Origin of the sequence: Campylobacter concisus (assembly GCF_003048405.1) — a bacterium.
Lineage (GTDB): Bacteria > Campylobacterota > Campylobacteria > Campylobacterales > Campylobacteraceae > Campylobacter_A > Campylobacter_A concisus_Q.
In genome coordinates this window covers 1-18,465 of sequence record NZ_PIQS01000008.1, presented here as the reverse complement: position 1 = coordinate 18,465, position 18,465 = coordinate 1, and the positions used below count along the sequence as shown (strand labels likewise).

At 31.5% G+C, this 18,465-nt stretch carries 19 protein-coding genes and 1 pseudogene; 8 read left to right on the top strand and 12 right to left on the bottom strand.

Annotated elements, in window-relative coordinates; translation table 11 throughout:
- Window positions 1-260: 260 nt before the first annotated feature.
- Together CVT18_RS09955 and CVT18_RS09950 are read right to left on the bottom strand one after the other, a co-directional pair.
- Complete coding sequence (locus tag CVT18_RS09955; RefSeq protein WP_107824535.1) at window positions 261-659, bottom strand: type II toxin-antitoxin system VapC family toxin; 399 nt, start codon at window positions 657-659, stop codon at window positions 261-263.
- Window positions 659-1,513 (bottom strand): hypothetical protein, encoded by an 855-nt coding sequence (locus tag CVT18_RS09950; RefSeq protein ID WP_107824534.1) that lies wholly within the window; start codon window positions 1,511-1,513, stop codon window positions 659-661. Before CVT18_RS09950 ends, CVT18_RS09955 begins: the two co-directional genes overlap by 1 nt.
- A 590-nt stretch (window positions 1,514-2,103) precedes the next feature.
- Here CVT18_RS09950 and CVT18_RS09945 point away from each other — a divergent pair.
- The 3 genes and pseudogenes from CVT18_RS09945 to CVT18_RS09935 all read left to right on the top strand — a co-directional run bounded on the left by CVT18_RS09945 (window position 2,104) and on the right by CVT18_RS09935 (window position 4,307).
- A complete protein-coding gene (locus CVT18_RS09945) occupies window positions 2,104-2,739 on the top strand; it encodes a hypothetical protein (RefSeq protein ID WP_199907370.1) in 636 nt (211 codons plus the stop codon).
- A gap of 541 nt (window positions 2,740-3,280) precedes the next feature.
- Window positions 3,281-3,784: pseudogene (locus CVT18_RS09940) on the top strand (hypothetical protein).
- A gap of 289 nt (window positions 3,785-4,073) precedes the next feature.
- Window positions 4,074-4,307, top strand: a complete 234-nt coding sequence (locus tag CVT18_RS09935; RefSeq protein WP_107824532.1) for a helix-turn-helix domain-containing protein — start codon at window positions 4,074-4,076, stop codon at window positions 4,305-4,307.
- 255 nt (window positions 4,308-4,562) lie between these two features.
- Here the strand turns inward: CVT18_RS09935 and CVT18_RS09930 are convergent, their stop codons facing one another.
- Window positions 4,563-4,943 carry a hypothetical protein gene (locus tag CVT18_RS09930; RefSeq protein WP_107824531.1) on the bottom strand — a complete coding sequence of 127 codons (381 nt, stop codon included), beginning with the start codon at window positions 4,941-4,943 and terminating at the stop codon, window positions 4,563-4,565.
- Window positions 4,944-5,503: 560 nt separating this feature from the next.
- On the opposite strand from CVT18_RS09930, the gene CVT18_RS09925 reads away from it, so the two are divergent.
- A complete protein-coding gene (locus CVT18_RS09925) occupies window positions 5,504-5,725 on the top strand; it encodes a hypothetical protein (RefSeq protein WP_107824530.1) in 222 nt (73 codons plus the stop codon).
- A 389-nt stretch (window positions 5,726-6,114) separates the two neighbouring features.
- Here the strand turns inward: CVT18_RS09925 and CVT18_RS09920 are convergent, their stop codons facing one another.
- Entirely contained in the window at window positions 6,115-6,627 is a 513-nt protein-coding gene (locus tag CVT18_RS09920) for a hypothetical protein (protein ID WP_107824529.1), read from the bottom strand.
- A 534-nt stretch (window positions 6,628-7,161) separates the two neighbouring features.
- Here CVT18_RS09920 and CVT18_RS09915 point away from each other — a divergent pair.
- Window positions 7,162-7,686 carry a spore coat protein CotH gene (locus CVT18_RS09915; protein WP_107824528.1) on the top strand — a complete coding sequence of 175 codons (525 nt, stop codon included), beginning with the start codon at window positions 7,162-7,164 and terminating at the stop codon, window positions 7,684-7,686.
- Between the two features lie 296 nt (window positions 7,687-7,982).
- Here the strand turns inward: CVT18_RS09915 and dcm are convergent, their stop codons facing one another.
- Window positions 7,983-9,248 (bottom strand): DNA (cytosine-5-)-methyltransferase, encoded by a 1,266-nt coding sequence (dcm, locus tag CVT18_RS09905; RefSeq protein ID WP_107824526.1) that lies wholly within the window; start codon window positions 9,246-9,248, stop codon window positions 7,983-7,985.
- 113 nt (window positions 9,249-9,361) lie between these two features.
- On the opposite strand from dcm, the gene CVT18_RS09900 reads away from it, so the two are divergent.
- Window positions 9,362-10,039, top strand: a complete 678-nt coding sequence (locus CVT18_RS09900) for an Eco47II family restriction endonuclease (RefSeq protein WP_107824525.1) — start codon at window positions 9,362-9,364, stop codon at window positions 10,037-10,039.
- A gap of 5 nt (window positions 10,040-10,044) precedes the next feature.
- On the opposite strand, the gene CVT18_RS09895 is transcribed toward CVT18_RS09900, so the two are convergent.
- The gene (locus CVT18_RS09895) at window positions 10,045-11,028 is read right to left on the bottom strand and encodes a replication initiation protein (protein ID WP_107824524.1); all 984 of its coding nucleotides are present in this window, start codon (window positions 11,026-11,028) and stop codon (window positions 10,045-10,047) included.
- A gap of 1,052 nt (window positions 11,029-12,080) precedes the next feature.
- Between CVT18_RS09895 and CVT18_RS09890 the strand changes: the two genes are divergently transcribed.
- The gene (locus CVT18_RS09890; protein WP_107824523.1) at window positions 12,081-12,569 is read left to right on the top strand and encodes a hypothetical protein; all 489 of its coding nucleotides are present in this window, start codon (window positions 12,081-12,083) and stop codon (window positions 12,567-12,569) included.
- Between the two features lie 362 nt (window positions 12,570-12,931).
- Window positions 12,932-13,420 (top strand): hypothetical protein, encoded by a 489-nt coding sequence (locus tag CVT18_RS09880; RefSeq protein WP_107824521.1) that lies wholly within the window; start codon window positions 12,932-12,934, stop codon window positions 13,418-13,420.
- Between the two features lie 610 nt (window positions 13,421-14,030).
- Here CVT18_RS09880 and CVT18_RS09875 read toward each other — a convergent pair.
- The 6 genes from CVT18_RS09875 to CVT18_RS10620 form a co-directional block, all read right to left on the bottom strand.
- Window positions 14,031-14,957, bottom strand: a complete 927-nt coding sequence (locus CVT18_RS09875; protein ID WP_107824520.1) for a helix-turn-helix domain-containing protein — start codon at window positions 14,955-14,957, stop codon at window positions 14,031-14,033.
- A 1,122-nt stretch (window positions 14,958-16,079) separates the two neighbouring features.
- Entirely contained in the window at window positions 16,080-16,391 is a 312-nt protein-coding gene (locus CVT18_RS09870) for a hypothetical protein (RefSeq protein WP_107824519.1), read from the bottom strand.
- A 143-nt stretch (window positions 16,392-16,534) separates the two neighbouring features.
- Window positions 16,535-16,702, bottom strand: coding sequence for a hypothetical protein (locus tag CVT18_RS10210; RefSeq protein ID WP_159071498.1), 168 nt, complete (start codon window positions 16,700-16,702; stop codon window positions 16,535-16,537).
- 223 nt (window positions 16,703-16,925) lie between these two features.
- Window positions 16,926-17,150, bottom strand: a complete 225-nt coding sequence (locus CVT18_RS09865; RefSeq protein ID WP_223154752.1) for a hypothetical protein — start codon at window positions 17,148-17,150, stop codon at window positions 16,926-16,928.
- Window positions 17,151-17,829: 679 nt separating this feature from the next.
- Complete coding sequence (locus CVT18_RS09860; RefSeq protein WP_107824541.1) at window positions 17,830-18,204, bottom strand: phytanoyl-CoA dioxygenase; 375 nt, start codon at window positions 18,202-18,204, stop codon at window positions 17,830-17,832.
- 55 nt (window positions 18,205-18,259) lie between these two features.
- Window positions 18,260-18,465: hypothetical protein (locus CVT18_RS10620; protein ID WP_234410340.1), on the bottom strand; the 206-nt coding region annotated here is incomplete at its 5' end.

The window sequence follows — 18,465 nt, the reverse complement described above, 5'->3', positions numbered from 1 at the left end:
ATTTTTGTGCGAATTTTTTGCTTGCAAAAAATTAATAGCACAATTATAAAAGTTCAAAAGTTATTTACTTTTGATTTACCTTATTTTTGGTTCCGGCAAAAAGAAAAGAATAAGAAGGGAAAACGTTATAAAAAATGGTCTTAAAGTGCGGTAATTTCGTGGACCGTAGCCATTTTATATTTTCCCATGCCCGGGAAAAATGGTTTTCTGTGTGGGAAAAATTTAACCACACTAGCAAAATTTTTCCCAAGAAATTATAATTAATCATAATTTTTTACAGCAATAGCAATTTTTGGGAAGTTTTTATCGCACGTGTATATAACTTCGCAGCCTTCTTTATCTGCACAAAAGTATTGCAATGCATCCTCCAAGTCAGCGTTAGAATTTCTAGAGTACTTTATAGCCTTCTTTATTGTTTCGACACCAAAGCTTGCTAGCTGCCATTTTTGAGTTATCACTTCTAGAAAGTCAAGCAATATAAGCTGTTTTTGCTTTGAATGACGTAAATTGTAATAAAGTGTGCTAATACTATCTTCGCTAATAACAATGTCAGTGCCATTTCGCATTAAATTTTGCATGAGTGCAACAGCTTTTTGGTTATTTGCTCTATCAGTATCAATAATATCAATAATAATATTTAGGTCAAAAAAGACTTTCATTATTCATCCCTTTGGTTTAGTTCGTCTGATTTAGCAGCCCTAAGTGACTTAGCATCACCTTTAAAATCACCCTTAAACGCTCCAACAAATTTCATAATATCAGCAATATCGCTCTCTACGCCGCTTGCTGCTTCATTTACTCTTTCAGATTTTACCTCAATGGCTTCTGGTTTGACCTCTGCTGGTTCTTCATCGTGTTTTTTTGATATCACGATCTCAGTTTCACTCTTATTTGCCGAATGTTGAATCTGTTTTACGCTATCGATCTGAAAATCATTGGGGGCTGCTAAAACCTTGTCAAATCCATCATAGGCTGCATCAGTTAAAATTTCTTTTGTCATCTCAAGTGTTTCGAAATTAAATGTTTTAACAGTCGTTTGCCTTAGTTGTTTGAGGTCTTTTATTGAGCCTTTGCCTACGATTTGTGGGTTGAGCATAAATGAGTTTTTGCCTATGATGTCAAATTTATCCTTGTCATTTTCGCTGATTTTAAAAATTGCCTGCTTATCTTCTAACTCTTTTAGTGCACGATATACACTTGATTTTGCTAGGATCTTTCTTTCTTCAAAGTATTTGACAAAATCACTATCATATTTAAAGATGTTTTTATAATTGACATTTTTTATCATTACTAAAAAAACCGTTCTGGCATTGTTTGAAAGATTTTCAACTAAAAAGTCTAAGTTTTCAACAAATACTTTTATAAACGCATCTTTTGACTGTTCTTTTTGCAAAAAGCTTGTTACTATTGTTTTTACTTCACCTGTTTGGCTGTCTACTATCTCTTGCGTCCGATTGTAAAGCCTGGCACTCGTAGAACGAGATTTTTCAAGATCTATAATCTCTCTTGCCATATTTGTCCTTTTTTTTATTTTTTGACACGAATTTACATTTTTTAGCCTTATTGCCTACTTAATTTTCCCAGAAAAAGACTCAGATTTTATTATGATAGAAATTTTTTTCCCAGAAAAAAATATTTTTGTAAAAAATATAAGGCTAAATTAAAAATTTAAAAAACATTTTAAAAATTTTTATTTTTGCCAAGTAGTATAATAGGCGAATTTTTCATTACTACAAGATTAAAGAATTTTCTTATAAAGACATTTCCTTAAAATGTTTCTATATAATACGATAAATATATTAAACTGCGTGTATAAATTGAAAATATATAGCTCTAGTCTCAAGACAAAAACTATCCAGTTATGCAATAGTTTATGTAAAAATAGTAAAATTGCATTCAATAAATAAACTTGGAGCATATACAATGTTTCACATACTAAATCCACATTACAACGAACTATCACCGAAGAATTTTCAGGAGACGATAAACGAGATCTGGGACTTCGTGGATACCAAGAACAACCTTATCCTATCAAATCCGCAGAACAAGATAAAGGGCAATCGGCCGCTAATAACCAAAAAGAGATTTACGGATATGATGGAAATGGAGTGGACACCATTACAAGAGGAGATGAACTTCTCAAATTATCTATATCTGATAATCAAGAATATGGAGAGCAAGATCAATCAATCCAACGAGATCAATCAAGAGCAAATAGAGCAGATCAAAAAAGAGTTAGTCAATATACTAATAACAATCAATCACGACTGGGTGAATTGGAGAGCGATGACTTGCGATACGATAGAGCCGAGCGAGGAAGTGATCAATCGAATGAGAGCTTATATCGAGAAACATCTGGACGTGGAGCAACAAGAGATAATGAGATCAACGTATCCAGCACCTTCGAACATTCAATCAGGCGACTGGATGCACAGACTAACGATACTTTACCGCTGGACGACAGCTTTGGAGAACTTGGGGATGATAGACGACATCCAAGCAAGAGGACTAGTGGACGAGGAGAAACTAGAGGAGCTAACGATAGCTCTATACAGGCAGGAGTATTGGGAGAAGGATATTCTTTGCGAGGACGAAGCGAAGAAGTTAAGAGAGATGGGCAATACGGATCTGGAAATTTACAAGATAATGGGGGGACTATCGATCTACAAGGAATATCTCAATCTGAGCGACGCGAGATATCCGATGAAAGAGATAAAAGAAAAACTACTAGGACATTAAAAAAGATACTAGCTCTACAAACAAGTATGGGACTAGAAGTCTTTTTGATTTTGATGAGGAGGAGGTTAAAGAAGAGGTAAAGCCAAATATTATTCCTCAGCCACAAAATCAAAAAAACAGAGCTTAATTTTACAATTACTAGAAAAAGGTAAGAGATTATAAACAAGTTGGAATTAACAAACCCCTTAACAAATTAAATGATAATTGGTAGGAGGAATAAAGAGATAGAATTGCTTAGTACAGATGAATGTGCTAATGCAATGGTTTTCAAGGAAAATCTAAAAAATATTTACACAATAACTAAAGTAATCGACCGGAACAAAAATTGTCAAAAATATCAAAAAATAATTAATAAGATTTTTGATTTTACCAATTTTTAGTAATTTAAGAGAGAATTTAAAAATAAATACAAAAAGCAATAATAGTTATATTTATTTTTTTATAAAGTACAATATCTTTATAGAATTTAAAAGGATAATATAATTAAAATAGCTCTTATAAACAAAAAGGCGGCGTAGGCAAAACGCCTTTTGCTTTTAGCATTGCAAAAGATTTTGGATACTTTTTGCAATCCAATGACAATTCTTGTATCGAGCAGATCTATCCAAACAAAGCAAAAATTCTAGACAAAGCAAAAGATCTTGACGATTGTGTATATGACTTTAGAGGATTTTCTGCTTCCGGGGTTTTAGATATTATAAAAACTGCGATGCAGTAATTATCCCTTGTTTACCAACATATAATTCATTTATCAGAACAGTGGAATCGATAAATGAAATTATTTCAATAAATCCAAATATAATACTTCTTGTAACCAACTACAAAGATGATAAGGAAGAAGAATTTTTGGAAAATGAGCTTGATAAAATATATAAAGGTATTCCGACCTTTTATTTCAAAAATTCAAAGATTGTCAATAATGCTGCAAACTATGGACTATCTTTTACTGAGTTATATAATGAAAGCTCTTTATCAAAAAAGGAGCTACTCGAGCTTTTTTAACGAATGTAGAAGACTTTTAAAAGCTATAAAAAGCAAATCTTAATTTATATTTTTTAATTTTAAATATATTAATATGATATAAAAACTATTAAAAGGATATTGAAGTATGACTAAGAGAGCGAGCATTAGCATTGAAGAAGCTTTGCAAAACAGCAATGTAAAAACTTATGAGATGCAAGACAAAAAAGACAAAAGAGAAATACTGTTCAAGTAAGTATTTATCTTACTCAAGAAGAAATAGCGTATTTGGATGAAAAGTGTGATGAAACTTTTCTAGCTAGAAATGCTTATATGAGAAAACTTCTTGTAGAAGATATGAAAAGAAAAAGCGAATGACAGCAGCCGACGTAAAGGAATTTTGCAAAGAGCAAAATTTAACATATAAACAGCTGGCGGAAAAAATCGGTATGACCGAGGGCAGCTTAAAAGTGGCAATAACCACTGATAAATTTAGCAGCCAAACAATACAATCGATCAATCTACTAAAAGAAAATCAAAAACTAAAAACTGAGCTTGCAGATTTTAAAGTATTAAGCGAAATTATCAAAAAAATTTCAAAGAACTAGATTTTTACTTTTTTCTCCCAAAAGGGTAATATTTTAACTATTTTATAAAATCTAGATCCAGTAAATTTAATAACGACTTCCGTTTGTTTTTTTGAATGAGTTTTTGTATATGTAATAATACTTTTAAATCTATTTTTATAAATACCTCGTTGATTATTATATGCGTAAGAACTCTTGGCCTTTTTTTCTAAATCAGTAATAACTCTTTTGGGTCGCCACCATTCATCATCAAGTATTCTTTTTTCTCATCTAATATTACTTTAGCTTCAAATTTAAAATCTTAATATACCTTTCTATCTTATCGCTTACGGCAGAAATTTTGTCATTTACTACTTTTACTACTGATATTAAATTTTCATAATTTACTTTAAAATTTTTCAAATCCTGCTCATATAATACTTTTAGCATTTGGTTAATATTCCTACCAACCATATTAAGCTCATAGTTAGATTTTCTTAACTCCTCCATTTCAATATTATTAAAAATAGGACTATCAGAATTTAAAAGATTTAATAATAAAAATTTAGCCTCTTTAGTGGCTGAGTTAAAACCATGTTTTTTAGATAAATCAACCAAATACTTATATTCACTTTTAGATATTGATAGTTCAACTTCTTTGTTGTTTTCTCTTAACAATAAAGTATTTTTTTAGATCCCTCAATATCGCCAGTAGATATAAAATTCATAATAGCAGCATTAACCAAATCACTAAAATTATACTTACTATCTTTTAAATACGCCTCAACCAAATTTAATAAATTGCTTTCTATTCTAAAACTTTTTTTATCTTATTATTTTCCATTATGTTTATCCTATACCTGAGCCTCGCAGAGTTGGCAATAACCCAAAGTCTGACATAAAATGTCGGACAAATTTGGCGTTATTGCCTATCCTGCAATTAATACTATTTACGACCAAAATTATACACAATAAAACTTGCCACAATTAAAAAAACAGCTATTACTGCCTTCAAATTTCATTGAACTTCGCTATACTATTAACTAAATCTTTATCAGCAAAAAGGTGAATGGCTATAATTGAGATAGTTTTAAAATATGAGAAAATCAAAAAAAGATAAAATTACAATTAGCATCGCTTGAAAAGTAAAAAGAAAGAGATGATAGCAAAATAGCAGCTAAAATTATCCCAAATAATAAAAGATAAAGAAAAAGATAAAAATTTAGATAGGTGGTAATATGGAAGAGAATATCATATTAGATGAAAATACTTTGTCGCCATGGCTCAAAAAAGACTTACAAAAGTTTTTAGATTGTAAGAATTCAAATACTCATCCTAATTGGGATTTAAGCTTATATTGGAGTGAGTTTTACTCATCAATAAATATATCTCAGCTTAGCAAAGAGATTACAAAAGAGCAAGCGGAATATTTAAGAAAAAAATACTTAGGAATTTGCTAGAGTAGTTTTCTAATAAAAGTTAAAAAGAAAAATAGATTTTGAATTATATTTATTTTTTAAGAAAAGATAAGAATTTACTTGTTTTTAGGTAAATTCTTAAGCCATTTTTATTACTTTAAGTTTTCTAAGCTTAAATTCTTATCCTTTCTTTCAATAAAAGACCAAAAAATAGGGAACTACTGATCAAGTGTTTTGAAAATAATTGTTTTCAATAGTAAAAGAGAGGAAAGCTATGTTTTAGGGCTTTTTGAAAGGGTATGTTTTTAGCTTAAGGTTTATGAATGGTAAGACCTGGCAAAACTTAAAGAGCGAAATGCTGTATTTTATGGGGTTTGTAATTTAAGGTTCTTTAGACAAATAAAGTACAATATTTATTGAGTGCTTATTAGCTAATATAGATCATTTGCATCATGTATTTCTTTTACTAATATTTTATTTTTATTCGTTTCTTTACACTTAGGACAAAATGAAGCATCCACTTGCTTTCCTAATTCTACCCATCTATGGTGACAACTGAGGCAATCCGCGACAGATAAAAAGCCATATGCATCAATTTCTTTTTGTATCTCCTCTTTTCGATTTTGGCTATTTTGTTTTATTTTGTCTAATTCCTCTTTAGTTTTATTGAGCGATTTTTTAAACTTAGAATATTCCGACTCATTGTTATGAGAATCGTCACTATTCTTATCATGAATTTCGGTAATATCGTGTATTATTTGCTTCATTTTCCCCAATTTTGTTGTAGGATATTCGTCTTCTTCGTTTTTTGGCCTAGTTGCATAATGAATACCTTTGCAAGCGAGTTTTCCTATGAGCATTGCACCATTAAATCCTACCTTCAGTATTTTTCCCATTATTTCTTGAGCTTCTTCTTCAGAGTATTTTTTATAATTTTCAGCCATCTTAATCCTTTATTTATTTTTTTATACTATACTATACATAGTATACATCTTTTTAAAAGGAAAATCAAATGGCAGAAAATACCAATAAAACAATAGTTTATAGGTGTAAATGTAATGATTGTAAATATGAATGGACTAGTCGAGCTGGTTATGGTACACCAAACTATTGTCCTAAGTGTAGGAGCGTAAAAATAGCTATTTCTCCGATGCCAGGAGCATAAAAAATAATACATACTGTGATTCCAAAATTTAGAAGCTAAAAAACAAAAAATAATTTTGTATTTATTTAAATAGCACCTAAAAAACTATTTAAATAAATTAGTTATTTCAAGATAAATACTGCATTTTGGTCTTATGGCGTTGGCTGGCTCATATTGCTATCGATAGAGCTATTTTACAAGTTGTTAAATATATAAAGTTGCTATATATAATAAGTTATTAATATAAATTAAGTTATAATATTTAAAAACTTGTAAAGGATTTTTATGAGAATAGCGGTAATTAATTCCAAAGGTGGAGTAGGTAAAAACGCCTTTGGCTTTCAGTTTAGCTAAGGATCTGGGCTTAAATTTACAGACTAACGACAATTCCGTAGTTACTCAAATATATGATAAAGCGGTATTTTCTAATCCTTGTAAGATAGCAGACGATACGGTTTATGACTTTGGTGGCTTTGTCGCTTCCGGGGTACTAAGTATACTGAAAGAGTGCGATTTTGTTATCATGCCGGTTACTCCTAAAATCAACTCCGTATTTAAGGCGGCAGAAACATATAATCAAATAAAAGACTATGCTAGGAATATGATGGTTTTGGTGACGGACGTTGTGAACAATGGAGATCTAGGAACTATTATAGAGGCCTTGAAGGGGGCTGGGTTTAGAAATGACGTCGAGTATGTGCTCTTAAAAAGATCGGCCATATTTGAGAACGCTATCGCAAACGGCATGAGCTTTGCGGAGCTTTATAATCAAAACGGTTTATCGAGATCCCAGTACAAAGACTTCTATTCGCAATATTATAAAATTATCGAATACATTAAAAACAAGGCCTTATCGTGAAGAATCTTTCAAATTTCAAATTAAATAACGACGGGATTTGCAGAAGCGGATGATCAAACGGCGAAGCTAGACAAGATCTCGGAGTTGGAGGCCACTCTAGCTAAGTATAAAAAACTAGGACGTCCAAAATCCGAAAACCCACCGACTTGTCAGATGACGGCGTATCTATCCGACGATGAGATGGGGTTTTTAACCAAAGAAGACAAAGAAAAAGGGATCAACAAAAACCAAGTACTTAGAAATTTAGTAGCTAAAGAAATAAGCAAATTACAATGCCTAAAGAGGGTTAAATAAGATCATGCTAATTTTTTATTTTTTTCTATAATATTTAAAAGTCTGACCAAGCTCCTTGCTACTGCATAAGATAAATTTACTGGTACAGCATTGCCAATTTGTTTATACTGGTTTGTCATAGAGCCAATAAATTCCCAATCATCTGGAAAGGTTTGAATTCTGGCATACTCTCTAACAGTTAAAGGCCTTGTCTCTTCTGGATGGCATCTTTCGGTTTGTTTTTGTGCCGGAGAACAAGTTAAAGTTAGACTTGGTTCATCATATGACAATCTTCTTGCCATTCCTGTTTTGCCACCACCTAGAAAATAACTTTTTTGCATGTATTCTTTTTGTAAAATATCAGGAAGATCCTTCCAATAACCACCCGCTGGAACTAAATCTAAAATTTCTTTTTTTCTTTTTGGATATTGTTGTCCTTGGGATTTTGGGACATCCGTATTATATAGTTCACCTTTTTTTAAAGCATCCCTAAGAGTCATAATTCTTTTATAAGGGGATGGCCATTTGAAGTCATTTAATGATATTTTTTCCATAATGTCTTGTCTTACTCCAACAAAAAACAATCTTTCTCTTTTTTGAGGAACTTGATAAAACATGGCTTTTAACACATTGGGTTCAGTGATTAATTTATATCCGATATCGTCAATAACTGATTTAATTGCTTCCAATGTTCTGCCATTATCGTGTTTTAATAGGCCCCTTACATTTTCAGCTAAAAAAATAGTAGGCTGACATTCTTTAACCGCTCTTGCAAATTCAAAAAACAGTGTGCCTCTAGCATCTTCAAACCCTAGTTTTTTACCTGCATAAGAAAAAGCTTGACAAGGGAATCCGCCAGACAAAACATCTACTTTACCTTTAAACTTAGTGAAATCTAGTTGAGCCACATCTCCTTCAATTACATTCCAAGATGGTCTATTTTCTCGCAATGTTTTACAAGCAAATTTATCTATCTCGTTTAATAAAACTGCCTCTAGGCCCGCTTTCTCAAAACCTAAAGCTAATCCCCCAGCTCCTGCAAACAATTCTACTGATTTATATTTTCTTAGGGGTTTCGTGTCTAATTCCTCATCCCATAGTGTATTAAACATTAACCGTGCTTCTTCAAAGTTGTGTAATTGAGTTCTATGATAAACTCTATAGTTGTTCATTGGATGTCTGACAGGTTCTAATTTACCATTTTTATCCCATCTTCTTAACGTTTCTTTTGATATAGACAATATGTCAGCTACCTCAGATATGTTGTAATATTCTTTTTCAAAAATCATAATTTAACCTTATATAACATTGTTTATGGTTATTTTATCAAAAATATTATTAAAGTTGTTATATGCTTAAACCTGTTATAATTATAAATTAGTTAAACTTTTAGGTAGGCAAAATGTCGTATTTTGAAAATAATAATGCACTTTCAGAAATAATTAAAAAGCTTTATACAATTTATACAAAGGCTCAGAATTCTAATGATATTTATAGCAATGTCATCGATCCATTTTCGGCTTTATTAGAATCAAGTTTTAATAAAATGACTTATGATCAGTGGATCGAGGCAGAAAAATCTAGACAAATACAAAAGACATTACAAAACGCAATAGGGACTTTTCACGAAGAGATTATTGGTGAAATTAAAGGTTTTAAGAATTTAAAAGTTGGTGAGATTATAGATATTATTTCTGAAGATAAAAAAATTATTGCAGAGATTAAGAATAAATGGAATACTACAAAAGGAAATCATAAAGTAGCAATATATGATGATATAGCATCAGTATTAACTGATAGAGAAGGATTTACTGGATATTATGTAGAGGTAGTTCCTAATAAACCAACTCCATATAACAAAGCATTTACTCCTTCTGATAATAAAACGCACTTGCCAAGACCGGAGAACCCTAAAATTAAAGTAATTGATGGAAAAAGCTTTTACGCGATGATAACTGGCGATGAAAATGCTATATTTAGAATTTATGACGAAATAATGAAAGAACTTAAGAAACTTAAATTAAACCCAGACATTAAATTTAAGCAACTTTTGACAAAAGCCTATGGGGAATCAATGTAAAAAAATTAATTCAGTTTAAAATACTCTCGTTGATATTTTAGGGGGTTAATCCTCATACCTCTCAAAAGTGTTTTAAAATGCTTAAAGTTATCAAAGAGCATGGCGGTAAAATATCCGTCGTCGACGTTTAAAAGCTTTGCTTCTAATTGCTTTCCGTTTTTCTCGATGCTTTGAATCTTTAGTACGTCTATAACGTCCGTTTTATCGTTGTATATACGCAAGTATCTCCCTATATACGGATCAAAATCATTAACCGTTTTACCGGTTATCGGATTGCTGCGCTTTAGTTGCTTTAGCATGTCTTTTTGTTTTATGTCGTTTGCGATCGTGGTTAAATTTCGTTTATTTTCCTTCTCGTCTCGCTCGATATCGCTTATTTTTTGAGGTTCAAAATAAAACTCCAGCGCCTCTATATTGCGTCCGCTTTTAATCTTTTTTATCATAAGCCCTTTAAACGGCGTTCGGCGTTGGTCGAATAGGTTACGTTCAGACGCTAGTTCTTTTATTGCTGACTTTAAAATTTGCTGGTCAATATTGCAAGCTTGATAGCTTTCAGGTATTTCCAAAAGTTCCTTAAAATCTTTGTATTTGATATGCCACCATCCTTGAGCGCGAAACTGCTTTAAATAACGATAAATCGTCTTTGCATAAGTACCGCTAAGATTAACGAATTCAGCTAGTTCATGCCTAGTCCAACCTTTTAAAGGGCTGTCAATATAACGATCCTTGAAGTTCTTGGATACTTTGATTTTTAAAACCCTATTTTCGCTGTCTGTTTCTATTTTTGGAAATATAATTTCTTGGGCTAAATCGCCCTTATTGTTTGTTTCATACATAAAAGTAAATGTTTGAATATGCCTTAATTTTGCTAGAATTTCTTTTCTATAACTACCGCTTTCTGCGATGTTGGCAAGCTTAAAAACCTTATAATAGTCAAGCTCTAGCGTATATCCATTAGTGCTTCTAAATTGTTGTAAAAGAGTAAAAATACATTTTGTTGTGCCTCTGTAAGACTGTTAAATTTTTAGCTCATGCAACTCGTTGGAATACTTCACAATTTCGTTCATTCAATAATCCATATATTATTTTATTATGGTATTTTATATAAAAAGAATAATAAATCAGTATGGTATATTATTGGGTAAGATATAAAAATTAATGGAAAATCTATTATTGTATAACTTCTGTAAAACCGATTATATCGGATCTAGCAAGCCCCTAAAAGATATACAAAGAATTTAAAAAAAGTTAAAAGGAAACCCTCGCGCAAAAAAATTGAAAAAACCGTTAGAAGTTAAATCGGAACCGGGGCGTGTGTACGTGCTTGTGCTTACGCACTGCGCACCGCCCCCTTACCCCCTATTTTGACTTGCTTATGGACTAAAGCGCTGAAAGGCTACTTCTTTTAGAGGGGCAGTTTGCAAAGATTTTTACGCGGCTAATGTGGATTTCTTAACATAGCTATAAAATCTGGCTCTTTTTTACAAATATTATTTTAAAATAAAAATAGCTCATAACTCCCTAAACTAAGCACATATGCTTAGTTTTTAACCGACTATTTTTTTCATTATCCAAACGCCGAAGCCCTAAAACCCTTGTAAAAATAAAAATCGTACGGTAAGATGTAAGAAAAAATTAAGGAGACTAAAAAATGTTCGACGTTTCTGACAATAAATACATAAAATCGATTCAAGATATCGAAGAAAAAATGAGCTTGGGAGAAATAACCTTTCCGCAAGCTTGGCACAAGATCACTAAGCTATCCATAAAATGACAAGCTAAAATCAATGAGCTAAATAGTAAACAAAAGAGCCTGCAAAAAGAGCTGGATAAGCTAGCGGAAGCCGTCGAGTATACAAACGGGTATAAGCTTACTCGCGTATAGACTATATAAGAAGGCTCGTCAAAACGTTACGCCCCTTGCGGGCTACGTTTTGACCGCACTGCTACTTTTGTAGCTTAGTACGCACTAAGCAGCCGCTGGCTACCTAGATGCGCTTTTTCTTGTCCCACAAGGGGGCTAGCGAAAAAGGGGGATGGGGTGAATATACCATATGCGGATAACGGTACTCTAGCAAATGCTAGATTTGATAAGGGAGCAAGTTGCGGCGTGTGGCATAATATGCACGTCGGTTCAAAAGCAGCATCAAGCTTTATAGAATTTCAGCATTTAAATATGACAAATATGAGCGCAAAAGATGCTCTTGTATTAGAAAGAAGGCTAGAAGAAGATGCAAGGGATAAGTATTACGAAACATACGGTCAAAAATTTAAGACCAAACATTGTTTTTTAGAACTCGTGGTAAATCTAAGAAAAAACCGCACTCTAAAAGATCTAGAAAAAGTAGCTAAATACGTAGAAGAAAAATTCGGATACCGTACGACACTGAGTGTTATTTATAGGGACGAAGGACACTACGAATACGACGAGCAAGGAAACGCGATTAAATTCGTGGCCAATACACGGACATATTCATTTCTGCGTCTTAGATCCCGAAAACGGAAAGTCTATCTACCGCCAAAAGTTTAGAAAACGGCTTGAATTTAAACAACTACAGACCCAAGTAGCCAATATACTGGGATTGTAGCGCGGTACGCCAAACCCGAACAGAAAAAATATACCGTCGCGGATCTACAAGCGGCTCGTTAAAGATCCGGAAGCTTTAGCTATCATGACTGCTAGTGTTCCGGAAGCTACAAAAAGTGGAAGAGAAGCTTACTTTAGCAAAGCTAGAAACTATAAATAAAGAGGTGCGAGAGACTTTGAGGGGTATGTCCGCAACCAGAAAAGAGTATGCGCAGCTAGAGAGCATTTTAACTGCAGTCAAAGATAAACTTAAGCTCAAGGAAAAATTGACCGTAGAAAACCTCGAATAACAACTATCGGCATTTTTGGATACCGTAAAAAGCGATTTTTCAAAAAATGCTGTGGAGACTATTAAGGGACTAAATTTAAAACCTACTCTAGACGGGGCCGTTCGTCACTACGGTAAGATCGAAATTGCAAAATTAAATGGAACGTATAATATTTTAAAGGCGGCTGCAACGCAAATGAATATCACTATGGCATACAGTTTAAATATGCGCATCGAAGAGCTAGAAAAAATGCGACAAAAACGAGACAAAACTGCTATAAATCTTAAAAAAGCTAGACGGGAGCGAGACGAAGCCAGAAAAGAGCGAGATAAAATCGCCGGCGACCTTAAGAAAGCTCAAGATAAAATTTCAAAGCTTAAAGAGATAGCACAAGCATACCAAGACGAGATAATAGAACAAGCGCCCGATAAAAGATCCTTAGTCAAAAAAGACCCAACCGTCGAAGAAGTCGTTATAAAATCTCCTTTTTGTAGTCAAGCATCTTGGCATAGATCGGTCAGATAGGTAATGAAAATGTTTGTTTTCAACAGCAAAAGAAAAACATTATAAAAAAATATTTCATACAAGATCCGGACTTTGTTTGATGGCGAAATTTATGAAAATATTAATATCTAATAATTTTCATAATAACTAGCGGTAAAATCATTAAGGTTATTTTAATAATAATTACGATAGAATAATTGTTGCTCCCTTACACGCACCTAATTTAGTCGGAGAGAGGAGAAAACATATGGAACTAAACATCCATATAGATTCAAAAGTTATTATTGGCCTAATAACTTTGATCATGTTCTTTTTGAAAATATTTTTATAAAAAGAATAATTTTGTCCTGTTTGAGAGTGAATTGTATCTATTGGGTTCTTAAAATATGCTTAAAATTTATATATTTCATAATATAAAAGCTAAAAATCAACCTAATAGGTACTTAAAACGAGCCAAAGCTATAAGTACGTTAGGAACTTATAATATACACGCTTTGGGTGTATGTGGAACAAAAACAAACTGACTAGACTTAGGTGCCTATAAATTCTTAAAAATATTTGTTTTTAGTTTTTAAAAAAGCAAGATGATAAAAATAAAAAAAACAGTCAGGGCACATCGCTGACCGCTTTTTTATTTATTTATCTTTCTTTCTTTTATTTCTTTAATGATATTGGTGCACTCAACAAAAAATTTTCCATACCTATCTTGATTATAGTAGTCTAGATCAAATAAGTCATATAGCATACATGATCCTCTGCTACGTTTTAAAATATTGCCAGCATAATAGTCTCTTGAAAGCAATTTTTTATAATCATCTGACTCAAGCGTAACTAAGGATACATATGACCCTCTATTTTCAGTGTAGAAACTATATAATTCAAAAAGATCGCTGCATTCTATACCGCTCATGATGAAACGATCACCTATACAAAAATCTCTTTCAAATATATCAAAACGACCCAATTTATCCTCAGCAACTAATTTTGTATACTCTATATTATCTGTGCAATTAACGATATAAAACTTATTAAATTCTCTCTTTTTTTCTTTTAACTGAGAAAAATATCTGCAGCCTATTATCTCTAAATCGAATGGATGCCCTTTACCATCCTCGAGCCACTCATTTGAGATATGAAAAACATCTGAAAACTTTTTTAAAAAGTCGAAGCTAGGATAAATTTGAGCTTTTAATACCTTGTTTAAATATTCAAAATCTGGAAACTCTAGGCTCTTGCTAGCCTTTGCAAGGCTGAAATCATATTCGTTTAGAATATGCTTTATTCTACTTGCAATTTTTTTTTGTTCATCATCTATGTCCATATTTTCATCATTGCTGCTTTCTAAAAAAACAATCTTAGAAAGCGAGTTGTTTAAATCAGACAAAAGCTTTGTCTTATGATGATTTTCAAGCATAAGCTCTAGTGCCAGGCGAGTTACTTTCGTCATTCTGTTTTCATCACTCCAGCTATCAAGTGTAGTTTTTGAAACACCAAGCTTTTCAGCCAACTCATATCTATTTATGTTGTATGCATCACATACGTCCTGATGAAGAGACATTTAATACTTTTCCTTTTACCGATTAAAATTGTATTATTGTTAGTACTATAGCATAAAATCAAAAATATAGCTGTGTAAAATAAATTTACTTTACATAATAATTATAATTTATTATGTTTATATATAATAATTATTATATTAATATAATAGAAATACTATTATATTTTACATTTTTGCAATATTTTCTAAAATTTATTTGTATGAATCTTTTTACACTAGAATTAAAACTTTTTTCTTTACTGATCAATTTTTTTGCGGAGCGATAGCGACTATGCAAAGTATAAAATGCATTTTGCGAAAAATTGCTTTTGCAATTTGAGCAATTAAATGCATCAAACAGAGGGAAATTTTTGAAAAAGTGCTTTAAACCCCAATTTTAGCGTGCTTGGGAGCACTTTATATCTGTGCCAAATATGGGACTATCCCAAATTTTTGGAATATTTTTAAAAGAATTATTAATTCAATTTTAAAAAAATAAACTAGATTGTCCAAAAAAATACTATTTCGGTATTTTTATTAAAATTTTTCTTTTTTTGGGATTTTTGCTATTTTATCCCATTTTTTTGATACAACACGAAAATCATAACAACTAAAACAGTAACCTTATATCGTAGAGATTATGGCAAAACCCTTAGCATTTTCAAGAGCTCAATGGCGATTTTATAAAGTTTGTCATAAAATCGACTTGGGCTTTTTGCCTTGTTTTTTGTAAAGGAGCTTGTTATAAATATGAAAATAAGAGTTGATATATTAGTTAATAATGAATTTTTTATAAAAAGACATTGTTCATACTTTAACAAAGAAATATCCAAAACGTCTGCTGTTGATATAGCAAAATGCCTAAAATTCATTGTATGAAACATGTTTAAGATGATAAAGAAATGTTATATAGAATTTTTTCTATGATTGTAAACCTATTACTAAAAAGCTCACTACCCTTTTTCACATCATTCATTAGATATAACAAAAAAGTAATACCGCTATTTTAGAAATGAATTGCACAAAGAACTTACACGCACTTCGTACCTTGCTTTAAGATTTGGCTATTTAGCCTTATCTACATCCACGTTCCAACTCCTGGTGTTTCTTTGCAATACTCTTTTCCAGACAATATAACCCAGCCTACAACCTTCTCAATCTTGTCATTTCTATTTGTGAGATAACCATAAACACATCTTGGGTATTCGCCATTAAATTTATAGATATATCTATTGTCATCGTATATTTCCCTACGCTCACTGTGATATTTTGGGATATTTTGGTTATTCGACCCATAAAGCTGGCCATCTCTTTTGTATTTAAAAATCTCATTAGATAGCTTATTTCTAGCTTTTTTGTAATAGCGCCAGAACCGGTAAGTCTAGCCATAAATTCAAAATCTCTAGAGGTTGCGCTAGCATAATCTCCGAGCATAATATCTAGCTCGCTTTTCATAAAGCCGTTATAAATGAGCGTATCTGCATTTAAGACAGTATTTGCTATACCTTTGGCTGTCTCTTTTGTATCTGTTACTAGATAATAAACTCCAGTTATTGTATCTTTTAAGGAGTTTATTTATTATAATTTAAAAGCTTATTTTAATGCAAATCATCTACTATTTCGTATTTGTCTCCACATTTTTCATATAAAATTTTTCTAAGTTCGTTGATTTTTTTGCATGTATTTTGCTTCGGATTCGGGACTAGCAAAGCCCTTATAGCTAAATTCTTTTCATTGTTTATAAAAAGACTATTGTATTCTTTCATAATCTCCATCGAGAGCCTTTTTATATCTGGGCAAGATAACAGTTCGTCTGGAAGTTTGCTGTCCCAAGATATTTCATCTTCCTGCTCTACCCATGTTCCGCCATTTATGTTTTCACCAAATTCATCATATATCCAAAATACGCTATCACATGCGAAATCTGTTTGTAAAACTATTTTTAACTTTTTATTTACTCCAAACTCTTTTTTGAACTATCCTGCAAGATTATTGATTTTTTACCAAAAACCACTCATCTTTTTTTACGCCAAATTCAAATTCTGCTTGCCCAAAAGCATCTTCTAAAGTCTCATGATACGTATCTGCCTGCTCTTCTCCAAATTTGTCAAGATAAAGCAAATAATATCCTTCATTGTCACTATACTTGACAATACTTAGTGCAAATGGCTTTGGCAAAAGAGTGTTACCAGAGTAGTGAATTGTTTTTGGCATTTGCCCCAATTGCGCATTGTCCTTTAAATAAATCTTATAAAGCTCTCTCATTTTTGACTATCCCCAATAATTTCTACAGCCGTATTTTCTATTATTTTCCACCACTTTAAGTATAAATTTAGCCTATCAACGCTTGTCATCGCTTCAAATTTGCCGTCATCTAGTTTTATTTAGCACTAGCTTAAAAAATAGTAAATGCAAGAAAGGATTTATAAATTTATTAATTTTTACCAATACTATATTACTAAACTTTATGTTCGGCTATCAAGTTCGCATCTTCATCAAAGTCATTAAGAGAATAGCCTAATAAATTTAGTAAATTTACAGAACTTATAATTATCTTATTCCAAATTTCTGGCATTTCATATAAATCTGTATCTATATTATTGTTTTTACAAATAATATCAAGTTTATTTTTATATTCTTTTATAGCTAGGAGCTCATTATTATCAAATAAGTACTTATTTTCTGGCCTTTGTATAAGTTCTAATGGATTAATTATCTCATTTACTAATTCATCGCCCCAAGTATATTTATCAGTAGTAGCATTGTCTATATATTTTTTTGATACTCAGTAGAAGCTAATTCAAATAGCCTTTCTAATAATATTTTTTTTAGTTGATACATTTTTATTTTCCCATAATAGCATTAAGATTTCCATAAACTCGATTTTGTTATTTTATTTACCAAGCTCATTGCGGTCTATATTATCTATTGTACTATAATCAAAATCTTTTATTTGATAACCCAAAATATTTAAAAATTTTTCTGCATCTATTTTTAATTCAGCCCATATATTTGTTCCGTATATATCACCACTTGGCAGGTTGAGTATTTTATTTCGCAATATATTTGCAAATTCTAATTCTCGTTCTGAAAAATTATTTTTGAAACAATCTAATTGTGCTTCTCTACAAAAATTTGCGACCTCTTCAATTAAGTCTTCTGGTACCACATACTCGTAAATAGTAGAATTATCAATATATTGTGTTTGATAATCTGTTGAAGCAAGTCTAAACAAAGACTTTGCCAATAATTCCCTTATTTTTCTCATTTTAATTTCCCTTAACAGCATTAAGATTTCCGTAAATTAGATTTCATTATTTTGTTTACCAGTTTATTTTTCCTACACCATTGTATGTAAAAAACTGCGTGCTAGTATCCTGAGCGGGCTCTAAACCGCAATAATAAAACTTTGTATTTAATGCATTTGCCATTTTCTTGCAAAAATCAATAAAATTTTGTAAGGGAATTTTATTTACTTCATTAAAATCAAAAGATAATGTTAGTTCGTTTTCATTATTATAAATTAGAA